We start from the raw sequence: 20999 nt of genomic DNA, 5'->3' as shown, positions 1-20999 counted from the left end.
AACACAAATCATGACCTTAATGATGATGATCGTGAAGTCCTTTTTCCATCGCTTTCCAAGCAAGGGTAGCACATTTAATTCGAGCAGGGAACTTCGAGACACCTTGCAGAGCTTCAATATCTCCAAGATCGAGCTCACCTGGGTCAATCTCCTTACCAAGCATCATATCGGAGAAAAGCTCTGACATCTTAAGAGCATCCTCTAATGACTTTCCCTTAATAGCTTCTGTCATCATGGACGCCGAAGACATACTGATTGAACAGCCCTCACCGGTAAAACGGGCATCTTTAACGTTGCCGTCTTCCACTTGCAGTTGAAGTTGGATACGATCACCGCATGTCGGGTTATTCATATCAATGGTAACCGATTCAGGTGTCTCTAATGATCCTCGATTTCGTGGATTCTTATAATGATCCATGATGACTTGGCGATAAAGCTGATCCAAATTATTAGATGACATAACCGAAATACTCCTTCGCTTTTTGGACCCCATCGACCAAACGATCAATTTCTTCTTTGTCATTATATAAATAGAAGCTTGCACGTGCCGTCGCTGATACATCTAGCCATTTCATAAGCGGTTGAGCACAATGGTGACCTGCCCGAATGGCTATTCCTTCTGCATCAAGAACGGTTGAGAGATCATGGGGATGAACATCATCTACATTAAAGGTCACGACACCCGATCGATTCTTTGGACCATAAATGGTTAATCCTTTTATCGTTGAAAGGGCCTCTAATGCATATTGAGCTAGCCTTGATTCATGATCATGAATCGCCTCTAATCCAACGCCTTCGAGAAATTCAATAGCTTTAGCTAAACCGATGGCACCAGCGATGATGGGGGTTCCTGCTTCAAATTTCCAAGGCAGTTCTTTCCATGTGGAGTCATAGAGACCGACAAAATCAATCATTTCGCCTCCAGTTTCCACAGGCTCCATTTTTTCAAGCAATGCCTTTTTACCATATAATACGCCAATTCCAGTTGGTCCACACATCTTATGTCCACTGAAAGCATAAAAATCAACGTCTAAGTCTTGAACATCTATTTTCAAATGAGGAGCACTTTGGGCACCGTCAACAACAATAACCGCTTGGTTTTCATGGGCAATCGCTGCAAATTCTTTAATCGGATTAATCGATCCAAGAACATTTGAGATATGAGCGATAGCAAGAATTTTAGTTTTGGAAGTAACGGTTTGCCGAACTGCCTCGACCGTGACCGTTCCATCTTCCTGCAGGGGAATATAGATTAACTTAGCCCCTGTTCGTTTAGCTATCTGCTGCCAAGGAATTAAATTGGCATGATGCTCAACCTCTGTTAAGACGATTTCATCACCAGGCTGAAGGTTATCGCCACCGTAGCTTTGGGCTACTAAATTCAAAGAAGCCGTAGTTCCTCGGGTGAAAATAATCTCTTGACTTTGCTCAGCCCCAATAAAACGACGTACTTTCTCGCGAGCCCCTTCATAGGCATCTGTCGCCCTTGTCCCTAATGTATGAACACCGCGGTGAACATTAGAATTATATCTTCTATAATAGTCATCCAGTGCTTCAATAACAGTGATCGGTTTTTGAGAAGTTGCTGCGCTGTCCAAATAAACAAGGCGATGTCCATTGACGTCTTGGTCAAGTATGGGAAACTGTTCGCGAATCGCCTTTATATCTAACATTACTTAACTTTCCCTTCAATAACTTCAATTAGTTGCGCTTTTACCCCTTCAACAGGGAGCTGCGTTACAACAGGTGCTAAGAAACCGTGAATAACAAGGCGCTCAGCATCTTCTTTTTTAATACCGCGGCTCATTAGATAATACAATTGAACAGGGTCAATACGTCCAACTGAAGCCGCATGTCCAGCGATAACATCATCTTCATCGATCAGAAGAATCGGATTTGCATCCCCGCGAGCCTTGTCACTTAGCATTAAGACACGCTGTGTTTGATCCCCATTTGACTTAGTTCCACCGTGTTCAATCTTCGTAATGCCATTAAAAATTGCGTTCGCCCCTTCTCGTTGAACGCCATGGATAAGCAGATTACTTTCTGAATTTTTACCGAAGTGCTGAATATAGTTGGTAAAATTCTGATGTTGGTTTCCACGACCGACACTCACTGCTTTTGTATCGCCGACGGAGCCGTCTCCTACAAGCGCTGTATAGGTTTCAGAAATAATGTTGCCATCATTCATTTGTCCAAGCGCCCATTCAATTTTACCGTCACGGCCAACATAGGCACGTCGATTCACATAAGTGGTAACATTCTTAGATAAGTTATCAACCGCTCCATATTGAACCCGTGCATTGTCACCTACATAGACTTCTGCAATGGTGTTAGCCACACCCGAGTCCTCTGTATCTTCAGAGAGATAATTCTCGACATAAGTTACCGAGCTTCCAGATTCGGCAATAATGATAACGTGATTGATTAAGCCGACGCTTGGGTCCTCTTGCCAATAAACACTTTGTAAAGGCACATCAATGACTACGTTTTTAGGAACATAGATAAACGTCCCAGCATTTCCTAAAGCCGCATTTAAAGCCGTCAATTTATTAGCCTTATAATCACATGCTTTACCAAAGAAATAGTTTTGCAACAGCTCTCCATGCTCACGAGCAGCTGTCTGGATATCCGTTAGAATAACCCCTTTACTCTTCAACTCATCAGATAGAGAAGCAAGGACACCCTTTTCGTTGTGATGAACGAGGAGGTTTCCAGACTGCTCCCCTTTTCCGATTAATTGTTGAACCCGTTCAGGCAAGGATTCGATGGTTGCTACCGCCTCGCCCGAAGATTCAGGAACAAAGAAAGTGAAATTCCAACCAATGATCCGTGTTTTCTCTGCTTTTGGAAGAGGTAAAACTTCCATCTCTTCAAGAGCCTTTTTTCGCAAATCAAGAAGCCAAGTTGGTTCACTTCTACGACTGCTAAAATCTTCTATATAAGTTGCGTCGACTTTCGGCGCTTTGGTTTCCGTTGACATCGCATTTCCTCCTACTACTTGGTTTACAGAAAAGCGCATGTACCGAAGTCATCCATAGCAGCTTACCAAGTACTAAAACGGCTGTAATGGGTGCCTGATTTCATTAAGGCATTTCGACTGGGCACTGTGCTAGACAAAAACTCACTAATTCTTTCAAGAAAAATCGTTTGAATTAAGCTTCTTGACCGATCGTTTCATCTTCAATTCCTAATTCTTCTTTAACCCAATCATAGCCTTGTGCTTCTAAGCGTTCAGCTAGTTCTGGTCCGCCAGACTTAACAATACGGCCCTGCATCATAACATGAACCTTGTCTGGTGTGATGTAATTAAGCAAACGTTGATAGTGAGTGATGATTAAGCAACCAAAGTCAGGAGAACGCATCGCATTGACACCTTTTGATACAACCTTAAGAGCATCGATATCTAGACCTGAGTCAATTTCATCAAGAATAGCGATCTTAGGTTCTAGCATCATTAACTGAAGAATTTCATTGCGTTTTTTCTCACCGCCTGAAAATCCTTCATTTAGATAACGTGTAGAGAATTCCTCGCCCATGTCGAGAATATCCATTTTTTGGTCTAACGTTTTGATAAACTTCATTAGCGGAATTTCATTACCTTCTCCGCGGCGGCCATTAATAGCAGTCCGTAAGAAATCCGCATTCGTTACACCGCTGACTTCGCTTGGATATTGCATAGCCAAAAAGAGACCGGCACGTGCGCGCTCATCCACTTCCATCTCGAGGAGGTCTTCCCCATCGAATGTGACCGTTCCTTCAGTAATTTCATATTTTGGATGCCCCATTAGAGCCGATGCAAGCGTCGATTTACCCGTTCCGTTTGGTCCCATGATGGCATGAATTTCACCGCCGTTTATTTCTAAATTCAAGCCCTTGACTATTTCTTTTCCTTCGATCGATACATGTAGATTTTCAATTTTTAATGATGGTTGAGACATACAGAAGACCCTCCATTTTATCTATTTTTCTATAGAAACTTTCCTGTCTAGGAAAGCAATTCTCAATCTATTCTCATTCTAAATTAATATTTACTTCAAATCAAGTTTAGACGCTACTATTTGAATGGATTTTCTTCCACAATTTCAATGCTCATAGCATTTGCCAAGAACAAGAATCTCAAACATTAGAGGAGGCAGAGAAAGAACGAAAGATGCCGCAGCAACGGACAACAAAGGGGGCAAAAAGGGGGACAGTCCTCCTTATAATAACAAAGGAGAACTATCCCCATTATTTCCCGCGGTTTCTTGCTATCCCCCACTATTTCTCGCCATTTTCCGCTATTTCAACGAATTCCGCCACTCAGAACAAGTCCAATTAGATGGCTAGGATTGATGGCCATTCGCCTAATCTCCTATTCGGTGGCGGATAGCGTATTCTCGTTACGCTCAACCCAAATAGGCGTAACCTCAGTCCCTTATTTCGGCATTCCGTCCCATTTCGAGGCGGATAGCGTAGTCTCGTTACGCTCAATCGAAATAGGCGTAACGTCAATCCGTTATTTCGGCATCCCAGCCCGATTAGCGACGGGATAGCGTAGTCTCGTTACGCTCAACTGAAATAGGCGTAACCTCAGTCCCTTATTTCGGCATTCCGTCCCATTTCGAGGCGGATAGCGTATTCTCGTTACGCTCAATCAAAATAGGCGTAACGGCATTTCTTTATTTCGGCATTCCGGCCCATTTCACGGGGGATTGTGTATCCTCGTTACGCTCAATCAAAATAGGCGTAACGGCAATCCGTTATTTCGGCATTCCGACCCGATTCGCGGCGGATAGCGAATCCTCGTTACGCTCAAACGAAATAGGCGTAACGGCATTTCTTTATTTCGGCAATTCAGCCCGATTCCTGGAGGATAGTGTATCCTCGTTACGCTCAAACGAAATAGGCGTAACGGCATTTCTTTATTTCGGCAATTCAGCCCGATTCCTGGAGGATAGTGTATCCTCGTTACGCTCAATCAAAATAGGCGTAACGGCATTTCTTTATTTCGGCATTCCGGCCCGATTCCCGGAGGATTGCGTATTCTCGTTACGCTCAATCAAAATAGGCGTAACGGCATTTCTTTATTTCGGCAATTCAGCCCGATTCCCGGAGGATTGCGTATTCTCGTTACGCTCAATCAAAATAGGCGTAACGTCTGTCCCTTATTTCGGCATTCCGGCCGGATTCGCGGCGGATAGCGAATCCTCGTTACGCTCAACCGAATTAGGCATAACGTCAGTCCTTTATTTCAGCACTCTGGCCCATTTCACGGAGGATAGCGTATTCTCGTTACGCCTAATCAACCACAGTGTAACGACTGCCAGTATGAGGCTCAACCCAGGCGAGTGGTGACATAACTACATCTCCACCCCCCCTTAAAAAAATCAATTGGATGGCTTAAAAAGCCATCCAATTTGTATTTAGCGCCACATGACGCCTTTTTCTCTATTTTTTCTATTTATAAGCTGGATGAACAGCAAGGGTCTTACTCTTTAAATACTCTTCTTCTCGAGCTCTTTCAACCTCAAGCCGTTTTTCAAGACTCCGTTCATACTCCGAATAATTAATACCGTGGGTTTGATACAAGGCTTTTTCCATTTCATTCGTGTAGGTCACGTGAATGGTGTTAATAATGAATCATCCCTTTCATTTGTTTAACCATAACCATTTTAGCACCCCGATCTTACGGGTAACAATTCTGATTTGAAAGGGTATGATCATTCTGACAATGCTCACATGGGATGACCATTAAATATAGAGAGATTGAATACAATTGCTCCCTATTCCTAGCTTTTAAGGCATGATTCACAAAACGGGCCGGCCGTAAGCCTAAACGTGTGCTCGGAAGGTTCCAGAACTATCAGTGGCTACAGAGAAACCTCCGCCTCGGCGGCCTGTTGGACTTGCTTAATCTTTTGAAGGCGTTTAGATTTCAAAGGCATTTGTAAGCTAATGCGCGTAATATCTTCAAGAATCGCACTTGCAGTCGGCATGCCTCCTGCACCTGGTCCTTTTAAAGTTAACGCCCCTAACAAATCTGTGTGGACGGTCACCGCATTCTCAACACCTTCAACACCGTACAAAGGATGACTTTTATCGATAAATTTGGGTGTAATGGAGGCGTGAATCCGTCCTGAGTCATCGATAAAAGCCTCAGCTACTAGCTTCATACGCCCGCCCTTTTTTGCCGCTTCGTGCAAGTCCTCACTTGTCAGGCCCTCAATGCCGATTCGCGTGACCTCTTCCCGATTTGGCTGCTTCCCAAAAACATCCTGGCAAAGAATCATCAATTTATAAAAAGCATCATACCCCTTTATATCGCTTGTGGGGTCCGCCTCTGCATAACCAAGGTCCTGAGCGGCTTTCAATGATTTTTTAAAGGAATGCAGATGACTGCGCATATCCGTCAAGATAAAATTGGATGTTCCGTTTAAGATCCCTTCAATTCGCGATACTTTGTTCACATGCAACAAATCCGTGATAGTTCTAATAATTGGGATTCCACCTGCAACGGTTGCTTCATAACCAATCACGGTCTGATTTTCCTTTGCCAGCTGCCTTAAGACGACGCCTCTTTCGGCAAACATCTCCTTATTTGCTGTTATAACTGGAATTCCGTGTTCTAAAGCGCTCTTAATATATGTAAATGCGGGCTCCACCCCTACGATGGCTTCAATAACAAGATCAATGGTCCCTGACTTGATCGCTGATAAAAAATCAATAGACAGTTGGACCGATTCATCAATATCTCGTTTTTGCCCTGTGTCCTTAATGACTAAATGGGTAATCGATAAGTCATCGCCAAGTAATTCACGAAGCGCCTCTTTTCGAGTTTGAATCAGGTTGTAGACGCTAGAGCCGACCGTACCGAATCCTAAAAGACAAATATTAATTGCCATATAACCATCCCTTCTCATACTAAACACTGCAAGTTCTATCATGTTTTATTTGAAATAAGGGTCCATATTGGAATGTTATATTAAATTTCAGAGTGAAATTGGGCGATCCTTTTTCTTTAAACTCATTTAATACTAACAGACACTAATAAAACCCCTGGGTCGACAGGGGTTTATAATAGTTATAAATCCTTATCGCTCAAGCGTATGCTTGCAGGAATTGGCACCTTTTCCGATCAACTTGATCGGAGGTTGCCGGGTTTCATCGGGCCAGTCCCTCCACCTCTCTGGATAAGAAACACACTATGAAATTGTAAATTAATTATTATTTATAATATTAACAACATCTTATAATTTTTGTCAACAGTCTGATAACAGACTTAAGTGATAATTTTAGGTGCTCGATTTGGTTGAAGGAATCATTAGGGAGCAAGACAATTTTCCGGGGAGAAAAGGCTTATTTTTGAAAATCATCATGGCCGATTCCTTCCTAACATTAGACAACGAGATAAGAATGACTGCTTCCAAGTATCAGAATGGATTCAAGGGTTAATTGATCATTAAACGCCCCTTCAACTTGAACAACGCCTTCGGAACATAATTGCAAAAGGGGCTGTTCGCCTCTTAATATTTTCTCTAAACTCGCCTCATTTTGAGCGGTGACCACAATTGATGCTTTGGCTGAAGGTTCTTCTTTTAAAATCTCGTGCCTCTTGTTTGAAATAACCATCCAGATTCGATTTTGTTGAACCACAAATTCTATCGTAAGAGATTTCTTAGCATACAACGGATATAACGATGTCTTCCCTTCCAAAGCCTCGATAAACTGTTGTACCTCTTCCATAATCATTGACAAATCCCCCAACTCTTTATTAGGCCTGCAGATCAGCGATTAATGTTCTCACAAATAGTTTGCATGGTCTTTTCATTTTATTGTGACAGACTTTGAATGATACGTCTATCCAACATCATGACTATTCGAATCCTTTTTCACCTATACGTTTTCATAAATTGGGGTCCATGCATCTCTTTGTTAAAATGATGATGGAGATTTGTCCTATGAACCGGCTGTTTTGGTGTTCTGTTTTTGCTATTCCGATCATTTTTTTTAAAGCTATTCTTGAAGACTTCATCCTTTTTAATGGGGGGATGAACGGCTTTATTTTTCTCATTTTTTTTTGAAGGCTTATTTGCTTTTGGAGAAGGGGGTTGAGGAGAGACTTTATTCTTAGTCTTATTTTTGTTCTGAGCGTTGTTCTCTCCCCCTTTTCCTTTAGCCTCTGAAGCACCCGCTTTTCCATTTCCCTTCTTCAATGCTCGCGGTGAAGACAGTGACGGGGCTTTTGTTAGATCATTCGTCTGCTTTTTGAGTTGTCCTTTATTCGCTGGAGAAATCACTCGGTTGTCCTGTCCTTGGGGAGAAGGCACCTGTTTCGGCGTGGTTTTCTTAGTTGACTCATGCGTATAAGTATATAAATCCTTCACAGACATCGTTTTAGCTTTTTTGACCGTAACAGTTGGATCTACCTTATTCACTTTTTTATATAAGATGAATTTACCAGCCGTCATGCCTTCCTTAGCGGCTGTTTTCCGAGTTTTCATATTGGCCTTCAGAACCTGAACCGTTCCTTGGTGAGATGAAAAATCGGGCTGTTTCTTTATCTCTTGAACCGCTTGGTTAATCGTTGCTGTCATCTTCTTAGCCTTATCTCCAGTCACCTTTGTGTCTACCGCTGTACTTATAACTAAGCTTGGTTCTTGCTTAAAGTAACCCTCTTTATCCAAGACGTCGGCTACTTTTTGGGTAAAAGTTTTGAGTGACATATTCTTATAGTTCGGAATTTCTTTTAAAACCTTAGAACCATCTGAATTCATCGGATGGACTTCCTTTACCTGAAGCGCCTTATCAATTCCCGCTTCAAAGCTTGGATTGATGTCAAAGCTTACGTAAGCCGCAACGGCCTGGTGCGAGCCTCCGATCTGAAGGGTTCCAATGAGAACAAAAAGGAATAGACAGGCTGCTGCGAGAGCGGATAGTATCGGCTTTGGACGATTAAAGGAACGCCTCTTAAGCTCTCCTTCAACTTCATCTCCAATTGCCGCATCCAGACTTGGAAGCACGATTTTCACAAAAGCCCCTTCGCTCGTCAGCAGAATTCCATCATGACCTTCTTTTGACATCAATATCCCTTTTGCCATAGCCCTTACCTCCTTTCTCTAGGTTGCTTGTTATTAATCCAGCGATTCAGGTTCTATATAAGTCATCAACGACGTGTACTTCCCTAAATAGATCAATGCGATCGCTATTATATACTTTCGATTCCGTTCGATTGTTTTGCGGCTACAGGAAACATATTTTAATAATTCTTTTGTTGGAAGTTGTTTGGTTTGCAGGAAATTCCCGCTTAATTCGGGATGTTTTACCAAAGTTAAAGCAATATGCTTGGCATTATTTCGGGAATCCGCATGCTTCGGTCCTTGCTGTGAAAGGATTTCAAAACTAAGACCAAACTCCTGTAAATAACGTTGATAGTCCAATATATCCTCACGTCTTTTTTGCGATTCTTGGTCTTTTTGATAAGAGTCCAGCGCCGCTTGTTGATGAATAAGACTTTCTTCGCTTTCTTCCGGATCATCTGTCTCAGAATCCAGCCATTCATGTTTCTTGCGTCGAGCTTCCTTGCGTATATAATCAATTAAACGTCTTCGTATCACCATATCTGCAAAGGTTAAAAACTTAGATCCCTGTCCTTCTTTATAGTGGTCTATGGCTTGATCAAAGGCGAGTAAACCAATGCTGAATTCATCCATTGTTTGGTCTATGTATCTCTTGCAAACTTTTGAAACAACCGTTTTAACAAAAGGTTGATAATCATTTATCAGTGATTCTCTTAGACCGTCTTCACCTAATTGGATTCGCATCACTATTTCTTCCAGTGAGCCTTTATCCTCTTTTTTAACTTTCACATTTCTGCGACTAAAAAGCATAGATCCTCTCACCTCCTAAAGGGTACTCCAGCTCTTCGTCATAGAAAAAAGACGCACCATTCAGAGAAAAGAGCGTCTTCTGCATATGCCTATATATTTATACCACTGAATTCAGTTCGATTAACATAACAGTTTGACTACAAATTGTTAACATTTTTATACGAAGGAGGAAATCATTTAGAATTCGTTATAAACTTTTGGAGGAAATCATACAGAAAAGGCACCGACTCGAACGCATAACAGCTGTCCACTCGTTCACCATTCTTCAAAAGGACAAGCGCTGGCACACTGCTTATCTGCCATTTCTGTACCAAAGACTGCCATTCGGACACTCGGCATGAATAAAAAGCAAGAGAAGGCTGCTTCAAAGCCTCTTCAACTACCTTTAACATCCTCTCACCCAATTGACAAGTCCCACAAAAAGGCGTGTGAAAAAAAAGCACCTCATACACCTTGCGCTCATCAGCCAGAAAAGACTCCATCGACAACTCTCTCATCACAACCTGCTCCAATCACGAAACGAGGGGAAACGCGGGGACGGTTCTCCCGTTTCATTGTTGTAACATCCACGAAACCTTGTATCTACTTACTAATAAATAGTATAAATTAACTCTCTCATTTTTGGCAAAGGAAACGTTAGGAAGATCGATTCCTTTTTCTGCCTAAAAAAAAACCTGCAGAAATTCTGCAGGTTTTAAGAAATACTTACTCCTCGCTGATCATCGCTTCGTATGCTTCAGCAGTTAAAAGTTCTTCAATTTCAGATGCATCTTCCACTTCGATTTCAATCATCCACGCTTTTTCATAAGGGGATTCATTGACAAACTCTGGTGAATCATCAAGCTCTTCATTTATAGAGACGACTTTTCCGCCTATAGGAGCATAAAGCTCTGAAACCGTTTTGACAGATTCAACACTTCCAAAAGGCTCGCCTGCTTTTAATTCATCTCCAACGCTTGGCAACTCAACAAAAACAATGTCACCAAGCTCGTCCTGTGCAAAATGAGTGATGCCTATTTTGGCTGTACTGCCTTCTTGTTTGACCCACTCGTGGTCTTTTGAATAACGCAAATCTTTAGGTATGGTCATATGGATCCCTCCAGAGTTGTTCATAGTTCTATTCTAGTATATTTAGGTAAAGAACCCAAGCTTTTTTATATGCCCCATGTTTTGCCAAAGGTTTCTTCATTAAATCCCACGGTCACCTTTTGATCATCGGTTACTATCGGACGTTTAATAAGCATGCCATCAGAAGCGAGCAGCTCAAGCAATTCCTCATCACTCGCATCTTTTACTTTATCCTTTAATGAAAGCTCCCGATAACGCTTGCCGCTTGTATTAAAAAATTTCACAATCGGAAGACCGCTTAACTCAATCAATCGCTTAAGCGTTTCTATTGATGGCGGGGATTCAACTATATGTATGAAATGAAAGTCGCGTCCATGGTCCTTCAACCATTTCTGCGCTTTCCGGCACGTGCCGCACTGCGGATAACCATAAAAGGTGAGCATTCTCTTCTCCTTTAATCTTTCAAAATGTCTTAATCGGTAATATCGTCATTTGAATCATTCGAATCGTGATCAAGGGACAGGCTATTAAGATTATTTATCTCTTCAAGCATTTCATCCCCTGCTCCAATAAGCGTTAACAAGAGAGCAAGATGTTCAACTTTCAGATAGGCGCTCCCCAGTTCCAGTTCCTTCACGCGCAGATGTCCATTTTCTGCAAGCTTGTGAATTTCAAGAAGAGGGCCCTGACTTGCTGATGAAAGCTTTGATTGTAGATCTCCATTAGCTAATTCATGCAATGTCACGACATAATCTCCCATTGGTAGTTCCCGAATTAATTTTGACATCGATTCGCCTCCTTAATCTCTGCATTACCCACAATTATTATATCAAAAAACGCCTCAAGACAAACAAACCTAAAAATTAAAATAACTCTCCAAAGCGGACCTCCCACTTCTAGCTTGCCAAAACAAGTCAAGAAAAATAGGTAAAGTCTCTGTAACAAACGTAACACAACCACCCATCACAGAAAAGAAACCGATACTCTTGCAATGAATATTAGAAAAACTTGGCTTATCGCCAAGTCCTGAGAGGAAGCTTTAGTTTTTCTTATACGATCATCCATAAACGCGAACACGAAAGTCTATACTTTTTAATAATAAAAGGCTTTTTCTAAAAGATTGTTGCTATTCGATAAAAAATAGGTGGAAATAGGCGAGACTCCTGCGGGAATAGCATGCCAGATGAGACCCCGCAGGCGTATTTTGCCGAGGAGGCTCACGGATTGCCCGCGGAAAGCGAGCTTATTGGAGCCTAAAAAAAACAACAAAGTTTACGAAAACAGCCTAATAAAAAAAAGCCCCCAAAAAAAGGAGGCCAATAAAATGAAGAGTGTGAAATAAGAGAGTAGCGATCAGATTAGACAATAAATGTTTCTGCTTCAATTAGAGCAGCAGCAATTTGCCGTTTTTTCGCAATAACGTTGTCTGGTGTAAAACGTGCGAGTTTCTTAAGTGCAGAAAGCATGATACGAAGCGTATCGCCTTCCTCAATCATAAGGAGAGATTCTTTAGCCAGCCGTTCAATGACTTCGAAGGTTTCTTGGCAATAGACCTCCGTCATCAAGATTTTTTGTTGATGAGCGGCTTCTCCGTCCTTCAATATGCCTTTTTCCGTCCGAACCATCACGGATTCCATCGTATAAATGCCGTTTACAATATCGGCTACGTTCGAGAGCAGCTCTTGCTCTTTATCAAGTGCTTTACCAAATTTTTGAACACCAAGACCTGCCACCATTAAGAAAATTTTCTTCGCATTCTTAAGAAGGTATTTTTCTTTATCCAGCACATCGGTACCTGGCTCTTCTGGCATCAGCATCATGAGCTCTTCTTGAAGAGTTTGGGCTTTTTGAAGCAGCGGAAGCTCTCCCTTCATTGTTTTGCGCAAGATCGTAGAAGGAACGAGCAAACGGTTAATTTCATTTGTTCCTTCAAAAATGCGGTTAATTCGAGAATCACGGTACATGGTTTCCACTTCATATTCATGCATGTAGCCGTAACCCCCATGAATTTGCACCGCTTCATCCGCAATAAAATCTAAAGTTTCAGAAGCGAACACTTTATTCAAAGAACACTCCATGGCGTACTCGGCAATAGCACCCGCGATTTTGGATCCATCCTTAGCTTCTTCTTCCGTCAGCGCATCCAGACGATCAGCAAATAGGCCAACTGTGCGATAGACAGAGCTTTCAGAAGCAAAGGTCTTAATAGCCATGTTTGCTAGCTTATTTTGAATCAAGGTGAAATTCGCGATCGGTTGCTTAAACTGCTGACGTTCTTTCGCATATTTCACAGCTATTTCAACACCAAGCTTAGCACCGCCTACACAGCCAACTGCGAGCTTATAACGGCCGATGTTGAGAATATTAAAGGCGATGACATGACCTCTTCCTGGTTCATAAAGCAGGTTTTCTTTAGGAACAGGTACATTATCTAGAATAAGTGTACGAGTCGAGGACGCTTTAATACCCATTTTCTTTTCTTCAGCCCCTGTTGAAACGCCAGGGAATTCCTTTTCAACGATGAAAGCCGAGAATTGCTCCCCATCAATCTTTGCATAGACGACAAAGACATCGGCAAAGCCGGAATTCGTGATCCATTGCTTTTCACCATTTAAAATATAATGAGTGCCTTCTTCGTTAAGGCGTGCTGTTGTACGCGCACCAAGTGCATCAGAACCCGAACCTGGCTCCGTAAGCGCATAAGCGGCAAACTTTTCACCGGTGGCTAGACTAGGCAAGTATTTTTTCTTTTGTTCTTCGTTGCCAAAAAGAACAATTGGAAGGGAACCAATGCCAACATGGGCACCGTAGCTTAATGAGAAAGAACGGGCTGCCGCAAATTTTTCAGTAATTAAAGAAGAACTGATTTTATCAAGACCAATCCCGCCATAAGCTTCTGGAACATCCGCACCAAGTAGACCCAAGTCGCCTGCTTTTTTCAAAAGTTTTTTCGTTAATTCAAGATCTTGGTTTTCTAATGTGTCAATATGAGGACGGACTTCTTTCTTAATGTAATCCTCAGTCGTTTTAGCAATCATTTTTTGTTCTTCAGTTAAGTCTTCTGTCACAAAAAGTTGACTTGGATCAAGATCATCGACTAGAAATGAGCCGCCTTTTAAAGCTTTTTCTGCTGTGTTTCCCATTTTCATAACCTCCTAAATTTTTTTAGATTTATTTAAAGTAGTTCGAACACGCCCGCTGCCCCCATACCGCCACCGACACACATTGTAACAAGCCCGAATTGAGCTCCGCGTCGTTTCATTTCATGGATAGCAGTAAGAGTCAGCTTGGTCCCTGTACAACCAAGCGGGTGTCCAAGCGCAATGGCTCCCCCATTGATATTGACAATATCCTCATTAAGACCTAGCTCACGAATGACTTGAAGGGATTGAGAGGCAAAAGCTTCATTTAACTCAATCACCCCGATATCATCCAAGGTTAAGCCAGCTAACTTAAGCGCCTTTGGAATCGCCTTGACTGGTCCGATTCCCATGATTTCTGGGGGAACGCCAGCAACCGCAAAAGAACGGAATTTGGCAAGCGGCTTCAAACCTTCACTTTCAGCTTTTTCACGGTCCATAACTAAGACGGCAGCTGCCCCATCACTGGTTTGTGACGAATTCCCTGCGGTTACAGAACCCGTTCTTGAAAAAGCAGGCTTGAGCTTAGCCAATACTTCTAAAGAGGTTTCACGGCGAACGCCTTCATCCTGTGAGACGGTGAAAACACGCTCGGCAAGCTGCCCTTTTTCATTAACGTAGCGCTGAACAACTTCTACTGGGACGATCTCATCATTGAATTTCCCTTCGTCAATCGCCTTTGCCGCACGCTGATGACTTCTAAGAGCAAAGGCATCTTGATCTTCCCTGGAAACACCATATTTCTGGGCAACTTGTTCAGCGGTATGTCCCATCCCCATGTAATATTGAGGGGCTGTTTCTGCGAGCTTCGCGTTGGGGCGAATCACATGCCCTCCCATTGGAACGAGGCTCATCGTTTCTGCCCCGCCGGCAATGATGGCTTCAGCATGCCCCACCATAATGCGTTCGGCCGCAAAAGCAATAGTTTGAAGACCTGATGAACAATACCGATTAATGGTTGTAGCTGGTGTACTGTCCGGAAGACCTGCGAGTGCCCCAATTTGCCGCGCCATGTTCATTCCTTGTTCAGCCTCTGGGATGGAACAGCCAATAATGACATCATCGATTTCGCCTTCATAACCCGAGCGTTTAAGCGTTTCTTTGACCGCAATAGCCCCGAGATCATCCGGACGGGTATGGGCAAAACTGCCTCGATTTGCCTTTCCTACCGGCGTCCGGGCTCCTGCCACGATAACCGCTTCTCTCATGAAAATAGTCCCTCCATTCAACTAGATTTAGTGATTAAAAGATTAATTGCGCAGTGGTTTTCCTTTTAACAGCATGTGCTGCATTCTTTGTTGCGTTTTAGGTTCACCTAAGAGGCTTAAGAAGGCTTCGCGTTCAAGGTCTAAGAATACTTGCTCATCCACTTCTGTTCCAAGCGGTAAACGTCCGCCTGAAAGGACATAAGCTAGCTTCTTCGCAATCTTGACGTCATGGTCAGACGCATAGCCTGAGAATCGCATGCTCTCAGCCCCCATAATCATGGCCCCGTAACCTTCTTCACCAGACACAGGGATTTTCTTTCTTATTGGAGCTTTGTAGCCTTCATTGAACAAGGTCAAGACCTTTTGCTTCGCATCATGTAAAAGGTGGTCACCATTGACACTGATCGCATCCGTTGCTCTTAAGAAGCCATTACGCCGTGCCTCTTCAGCAGATGTGGACACATTGGCAGTGGCAATTTGCCGGAAAACTTCATTTGTGACGGCCGTAAGATCCACAGATACACCTGCTGGCAATTTTTCTAAGTAACGAATATAGAGCTCTTTATTTCCACCGCCGCCAGGAATTAAACCAACACCGACTTCAACAAGACCCATATAGGTTTCCATAGAGGCTTGAACCGCATCGGCTGCAAAACAAACCTCTGATCCTCCGCCAAGCGTCATGGCAAAAGGAGCGGCAACAATCGGACGAGAAGAATACTTTAAGGTCATCATCGTTTTATGGAATTGACGAATGACCAGGTCAAGTTCTGCATAGTTGTCATCCTGAGCTTCCATCAGCATAAGAGCAATGTTAGCTCCGACGCAGAAGTTTTTGCCCTGATTTCCAATAACCAAACCTTTGTAGTTCTTTTCCACTTCTTCAACGGCCTGAAGTGCCATTTGCATGACATCCATTCCGAGCGCATTGTTCGGTGAAGTGAATTCGAGGCACGCCACATCGTCACCTAAGTCGATGAGTTGAGCACCTGTATTTTTCTTAATCACCCGGTCTTGTTTCTTTAAGTAATTAAGATTAATTAGTTTAGGATTTTCTTCGACCGGTACATAAGACCCGTTGTGATAAAACTGACGCCCGGTCTCCCCAAAGCGATAGAAGGATGTATGACCCTTATTGATCATCTCAATAATCCAGTCAGGAACAGCTGCACCCTCTGCTTGCATTTTGGCAACGGACTCTTCAACGCCAAGGGCATCCCAGGTTTCGAATGGTCCGAGTTCCCAGCCAAAGCCCCACTTCATCGCAAGATCAATGGAATAAAGGTCATCCGCAATCTCATAAGCCTTTTCTGCTGTATATAAAAGAGTTTCTTTTAAAAGCACCCACATGATCTCACCAACACGATCATTGGCATAAGCCAGTGCCTTAATTTTTTGCTCAGTTGATTTGAGTGTTTTCGTCAGTTCGATCGAAGGCGCTTTCAATTTCTGACGCGCTTCGTATTCAAGTGTTTCAGGATTGAGCTGAAGGATGTCTTTTCCCTTTTTCAAAAAGAAGCCTTGACCAGACTTGCTTCCAATCCAGCCGTTTTCAACCATTTTTTGAATAAAAGAAGGGATTTCAAAGACCGCTTTTTCCTTAGGGTCTTCCACATTGTCTCTCACATTATTTGCCACATGAACAAACGTATCAAGACCGACCACATCCAATGTGCGGAAGGTGGCGCTTTTAGGTCGACCAATTAACGGACCTGTGATGGAATCAATTTCGCCAATACTGTAACCGCGATTTAACATCTCACGAACGGTCACGAGAAGGCCATAGGTTCCAATTCGGTTGCCGATAAAGTTAGGCGTATCTTTGGCGATGACGACGCCTTTACCAAGACTATCCTCACCAAATTGCTTCATAAAAGCCACCACTTCAGGAAGCGTATCCTTTGTTGGAATGACTTCAAGCAGTTTTAAATAGCGAGGCGGGTTAAAAAAGTGCGTTCCCAAGAAGTGCGCTTTAAAGTCCTCTGAACGTCCTTCAGCCATAGCGTGAATGGAAATACCCGATGTATTTGAGCTGACAATAGAGCCTTTTTTTCGGTGGGCATCGACTTTCTCAAACACATTTTTCTTGATATCAAGATTCTCTACAACGACTTCAATAATCCAGTCTGCCTCTCCCAGAAGATCGAGGTCATCTTCTAAATTTCCGACTTGGATACGGTCAAGATTTCCTTTTTCAGTCAATGGAGCTGGTTTTTGTTTTAACAGCTTCTGTACGGCCGTTTGGGCAAGCCGATTCCGTACACTGCGATGCTCAAGTGTCAGTCCCTTTGCTTCTTCTTCTCGCGTCAGTGCTCTTGGGACAATATCGAGAAGTGCAGTTGGAATCCCGATATTTGCTAGATGTGCAGCGATACCCGACCCCATAACACCAGAGCCAATCACCACCGCTTTCTTGATCTGATCCATCCGGCTAAAACCTCCTCAAAGAAATCTTGAATGAATACTCATTCATTTTTTAAATAAAAAAATAACCACACCCCCACTATAATATATCTTTCAAATCTTCGCAATTATTTTTATGTAAGCGTTGCATTTGAAACGCGGGGACGGTTCTCCCGTTTCATCTCACGTGTCTGAACTTCCGCTTCTCTTCAAAAAAAACAGCAGCACTTTCACTTTCATTCAAAGGAACCGCTCTCCTCCTCTCCTCTTTCTCATTTAGCAAGAAGGACGGTCACGACAGTTCGACTCCCGTGAATAACGACAAAACTCCCGGGTACATTAAAGGAGAAAACGCATCTGTTTTCGAACCGCCGATATTTTACTCGCTAAAGGAGGCTACTTTCATGCCACAACAAATGATGAACCAGGGACAGATGATGCAACCCCCTTCCGCTATCACGGTCAAAGACCACCTTTACATTGAAGATATGCTCTCATGGAATTTGCTGACAGTAAAAAAAGCTAACTTTTTTGCTCAGCAATGTCAGGATCAAGAGGTCAAACAAGCCATTCAAAAAATGGTGACCTCCCATGAGCGCCATTACCAACGTCTCCTTAATCATCTTCAAAAAGAAATGTCTGCTGGCGCCCAAACTGCCCAGATGAGCCAGTCAACACAAAACAACCAACCTCAAATGGGAGGAATGCACTAATGCCTGGCACTAAAATTAAAAATCCAGAAACCCAAGTACCCAAAACACCGCAAATGAATGACCGGGATTTTCTAAATGACTGCCTGATGACGGAAAAATATCTTACTTATGCATATGCCACTGCCCTTCACGAAATGAGCCATCAAGATCTTTACCAAGAGGTTTTTTCCATCTATCAAGAAACCGAACAATGCCAGCGCGATCTATATAACCTGATGTTTAAAAAAGGCTGGTATGGCCTTGAAGCAGAAGACAGTCAAAAACTGCAACAAACCTATCAACAATTTCAGCAATATGCCCAGCAACAATTTCCAAGCGGCGGCACCATTCAATAATAGGTTTCCCAAAGCAGTTCCCTACTAGCAGGGGGCTGCTTTTTATTGAACAAACGGCTTTCTCCTTAAGCATTTTTCACTCCTTAAATCTAGTAATTACATCGTTCGAATCGTGTTTAATAGAATAACTCAACATTAATATGATGCAAAACAGTTCATATTTTTATATAATTACTATATATTTGAATTATGATATGTATTGTAAATTATCAGATAATGAATGAGTCATTATTTTGAAAGAGGTGGATTCCTTGGTTACTGAAAATAATCATTTAGACACACTACTAAAAGAAAATCGAAAGTTCAAACCCTCTGTCGAATTTTCTGAAAGCGCTAACTTTAATAATCCCGCCATTTATGAAAAAGCCGCCACAGATCCTGTGGGTTATTGGGAAGAACAAGCAAAAGAAATCACCTGGTTTAAACCTTATACAGAAGCATTAGAATGGCATCCTCCCCACGCCAAATGGTTTGTTGATGGAAAATTAAATGCAACGTATAACTGCGTCGACCGTCACCGAGAGAACCCACTTAGAAAAAATAAAGCCGCCATTATTTGGGAAGGTGAACGTGGCAATCAAAAAATTTATACGTACGATATGCTTGGTCGTGAAGTTGACAAAGCCGCAAGAATGCTCAAGAACCTGGGAGTGGCTAAAGGAGACCGTGTTGCCGTTTATCTGCCAATGATCCCCGAACTTGCGATTACATTGCTCGCTTGTGCGAAGATCGGAGCCATTCATACGGTTGTCTTCGGCGGTTTTTCCGCAAAATCTCTTCGGGACCGCATTGATGATGCTGAGGCGAAGCTCCTTGTCACTTCTGACGCTAGTTTGCGAAGAGGCAAACAAGTTCCACTCAAAGAATTTGCGGATGAAGCCGTTGAAGGCAGCAGCGTTCAAACGGTTCTTGTTGTCAAAGCCGTCGGTGAGGAAGCTACCATCACGATGAAAGAAGGCCGCGATCTTTTCTGGGAAGACGAAATCAAGAACGTATCCCAAGCACCTCTTGAGGCTGAGGTCATGGATAGTGAGGACATCCTCTACCTTCTTTATACATCCGGTACTACAGGCAAACCAAAGGGCATTGTTCATACAACCGGCGGCTATCTGGTCGGCGTCAACCACTCGATGAGAAGTGTATTTGATATAAAAGACGAAGATATCTTCTTCTGTACCGCTGATATCGGCTGGGTAACCGGCCATACTTACCTCGTCTATGGTCCATTATCTGCAGGCGCAACGGTTGTCATGTATGAAGGGGCTCCGGACTACCCGAACCGCTCCCGCTTCTGGGACATCATTGAGAAATATGGCGTCACGACCTTCTACACAGCCCCAACCTCTATCCGTATGTTTATGAAATGGGGTCCGCAACATTTAGAAGGAAAAGATTTAAGCACACTGCGCTTGCTGGGAACCGTTGGCGAACCGATTAATCCTGAAGCCTGGATGTGGTTCCATAAATACGTTGGTCATGAAAAATGTCCAATTGTCGATACTTGGTGGCAAACAGAAACTGGCTGCGCAATGATTGCACCGCTTCCTGGTATTACTGAAACCAAACCTGGCTCCGCTACGCTTCCGACTCCAGGAATCATTGTAGATGTAGTCGATGATGACGGAAAGTCAGTCGGATATGACGCAGGCGGGACATTAGTGATTAAACATCCATGGCCGTCCATGCTTCGGACCGTTTGGGGCGATGATGAACGCTTCAAAAACACGTATTTCGGTAAATTCCCTGACTGGTACCTTCCAGGAGACGGCGCCCACCGCGATAAAGACGGCTATATTTGGATTCTTGGCCGTTTAGATGACGTCATTAATGTCTCCGGTCATCGAATCGGAACCGCTGAAGTTGAATCGGCGCTCGTTGGGCATCCGGCCGTTGCAGAGGCTGCAGTTATTGGCCGGTCTGATGCGCTCAAGGGCCAAGCGATCTCAGCATTTGTTACCCTAAAAGAAGGCGTTGAACCATCTGACGCTTTAACAAAAGAACTAAAAGAAAAAGTATCTGAAGAGATTGGGAAGATGGCGCGTCCTGAAGAAATTCATTATACGGCGGAGCTCCCGAAAACACGCAGTGCCAAAATTATGCGGCGCTTGCTCCGAGACATTGCGGAAGGTCGCGTTTTAGGAGACACCACAACTCTTGCTGACCCTTCTGTTGTTGAAGAACTCAAGGCCATGTATAAGGAAGATTAAAGGTTCTCCTTTTTCTTACCAATAGAGCGATTCTCTTTTAACAAGGGAGTCGCTCT

At 43.1% G+C, this 20999-nt stretch carries 20 protein-coding genes and 1 riboswitch; of the genes, 4 read left to right on the top strand and 16 right to left on the bottom strand.

The window, feature by feature from the left end; all coding sequences use genetic code 11:
* Positions 1-16 precede the first annotated feature (16 nt).
* The 4 genes from sufU to sufC form a co-directional block, all read right to left on the bottom strand.
* Complete coding sequence (gene sufU / locus PU629_RS05210; protein ID WP_275283221.1) at positions 17-460, bottom strand: Fe-S cluster assembly sulfur transfer protein SufU; 444 nt, start codon at positions 458-460, stop codon at positions 17-19.
* Positions 450-1673: a cysteine desulfurase gene (locus PU629_RS05205; protein ID WP_275283220.1), complete on the bottom strand. Its 1224-nt coding sequence runs from the start codon at positions 1671-1673 to the stop codon at positions 450-452. The genes sufU and PU629_RS05205 overlap by 11 nt, the downstream gene beginning before the upstream one ends.
* Positions 1673-2983, bottom strand: coding sequence for a Fe-S cluster assembly protein SufD (gene sufD / locus PU629_RS05200; RefSeq protein ID WP_275283218.1), 1311 nt, complete (start codon positions 2981-2983; stop codon positions 1673-1675). Before sufD ends, PU629_RS05205 begins: the two co-directional genes overlap by 1 nt.
* Before the next feature lie 172 nt (positions 2984-3155).
* On the bottom strand, positions 3156-3941 hold the full coding sequence (gene sufC, locus PU629_RS05195) for a Fe-S cluster assembly ATPase SufC (RefSeq protein ID WP_275283217.1): 786 nt from the start codon (positions 3939-3941) through the stop codon (positions 3156-3158).
* A gap of 393 nt (positions 3942-4334) precedes the next feature.
* Between sufC and PU629_RS05190 the strand changes: the two genes are divergently transcribed.
* Positions 4335-4535: a hypothetical protein gene (locus PU629_RS05190; RefSeq protein ID WP_275283216.1), complete on the top strand. Its 201-nt coding sequence runs from the start codon at positions 4335-4337 to the stop codon at positions 4533-4535.
* 904 nt (positions 4536-5439) lie between these two features.
* Here the strand turns inward: PU629_RS05190 and PU629_RS22550 are convergent.
* The 12 genes from PU629_RS22550 to PU629_RS05135 form a co-directional block, all read right to left on the bottom strand.
* Positions 5440-5583, bottom strand: coding sequence for a YuzK family famiily protein (locus tag PU629_RS22550; protein ID WP_481900475.1), 144 nt, complete (start codon positions 5581-5583; stop codon positions 5440-5442).
* A gap of 269 nt (positions 5584-5852) precedes the next feature.
* Positions 5853-6884 (bottom strand): homoserine dehydrogenase, encoded by a 1032-nt coding sequence (locus PU629_RS05185; protein ID WP_275283215.1) that lies wholly within the window; start codon positions 6882-6884, stop codon positions 5853-5855.
* A 186-nt stretch (positions 6885-7070) separates the two neighbouring features.
* Positions 7071-7179: riboswitch (SAM riboswitch) on the bottom strand.
* A gap of 198 nt (positions 7180-7377) precedes the next feature.
* Positions 7378-7731 (bottom strand): hypothetical protein, encoded by a 354-nt coding sequence (locus PU629_RS05180; RefSeq protein ID WP_275283214.1) that lies wholly within the window; start codon positions 7729-7731, stop codon positions 7378-7380.
* Between the two features lie 140 nt (positions 7732-7871).
* Entirely contained in the window at positions 7872-9080 is a 1209-nt protein-coding gene (locus tag PU629_RS05175; RefSeq protein WP_275283213.1) for an anti-sigma factor domain-containing protein, read from the bottom strand.
* A 33-nt stretch (positions 9081-9113) separates the two neighbouring features.
* Positions 9114-9869, bottom strand: a complete 756-nt coding sequence (gene sigI / locus PU629_RS05170) for an RNA polymerase sigma-I factor (protein WP_275283212.1) — start codon at positions 9867-9869, stop codon at positions 9114-9116.
* A 173-nt stretch (positions 9870-10042) separates the two neighbouring features.
* Positions 10043-10366, bottom strand: a complete 324-nt coding sequence (locus PU629_RS05165) for a thioredoxin family protein (RefSeq protein ID WP_275283211.1) — start codon at positions 10364-10366, stop codon at positions 10043-10045.
* Between the two features lie 208 nt (positions 10367-10574).
* A complete protein-coding gene (gene gcvH / locus PU629_RS05160) occupies positions 10575-10958 on the bottom strand; it encodes a glycine cleavage system protein GcvH (protein ID WP_275283210.1) in 384 nt (127 codons plus the stop codon).
* Positions 10959-11023: 65 nt separating this feature from the next.
* Entirely contained in the window at positions 11024-11380 is a 357-nt protein-coding gene (locus PU629_RS05155) for an arsenate reductase family protein (RefSeq protein WP_275283209.1), read from the bottom strand.
* Positions 11381-11409: 29 nt separating this feature from the next.
* The gene (locus PU629_RS05150) at positions 11410-11724 is read right to left on the bottom strand and encodes a hypothetical protein (RefSeq protein ID WP_275283208.1); all 315 of its coding nucleotides are present in this window, start codon (positions 11722-11724) and stop codon (positions 11410-11412) included.
* Between the two features lie 571 nt (positions 11725-12295).
* Positions 12296-14080 (bottom strand): acyl-CoA dehydrogenase family protein, encoded by a 1785-nt coding sequence (locus PU629_RS05145; RefSeq protein WP_275283207.1) that lies wholly within the window; start codon positions 14078-14080, stop codon positions 12296-12298.
* A 32-nt stretch (positions 14081-14112) separates the two neighbouring features.
* Positions 14113-15285 carry an acetyl-CoA C-acetyltransferase gene (locus PU629_RS05140; RefSeq protein ID WP_275283206.1) on the bottom strand — a complete coding sequence of 391 codons (1173 nt, stop codon included), beginning with the start codon at positions 15283-15285 and terminating at the stop codon, positions 14113-14115.
* A gap of 42 nt (positions 15286-15327) precedes the next feature.
* Entirely contained in the window at positions 15328-17712 is a 2385-nt protein-coding gene (locus PU629_RS05135; RefSeq protein ID WP_275283205.1) for a 3-hydroxyacyl-CoA dehydrogenase/enoyl-CoA hydratase family protein, read from the bottom strand.
* A gap of 380 nt (positions 17713-18092) precedes the next feature.
* On the opposite strand from PU629_RS05135, the gene PU629_RS05130 reads away from it, so the two are divergent.
* The 3 genes from PU629_RS05130 (at position 18093) to acs (ending at position 20943) form a co-directional block, all read left to right on the top strand.
* Positions 18093-18401: a hypothetical protein gene (locus PU629_RS05130; protein ID WP_275283204.1), complete on the top strand. Its 309-nt coding sequence runs from the start codon at positions 18093-18095 to the stop codon at positions 18399-18401.
* Positions 18401-18736, top strand: coding sequence for a spore coat protein (locus tag PU629_RS05125; RefSeq protein WP_275283203.1), 336 nt, complete (start codon positions 18401-18403; stop codon positions 18734-18736). The genes PU629_RS05130 and PU629_RS05125 overlap by 1 nt, the downstream gene beginning before the upstream one ends.
* A gap of 251 nt (positions 18737-18987) precedes the next feature.
* Positions 18988-20943 carry an acetate--CoA ligase gene (gene acs, locus PU629_RS05120; protein WP_275283202.1) on the top strand — a complete coding sequence of 652 codons (1956 nt, stop codon included), beginning with the start codon at positions 18988-18990 and terminating at the stop codon, positions 20941-20943.
* Positions 20944-20999 lie beyond the last annotated feature (56 nt).

This window comes from Pullulanibacillus sp. KACC 23026, from assembly GCF_029094525.1.
GTDB lineage: Bacteria > Bacillota > Bacilli > Bacillales > Sporolactobacillaceae > KACC-23026.
Note: the sequence above shows the minus strand (reverse complement) of the source record. Positions and strands in the feature narration are given on the sequence as shown.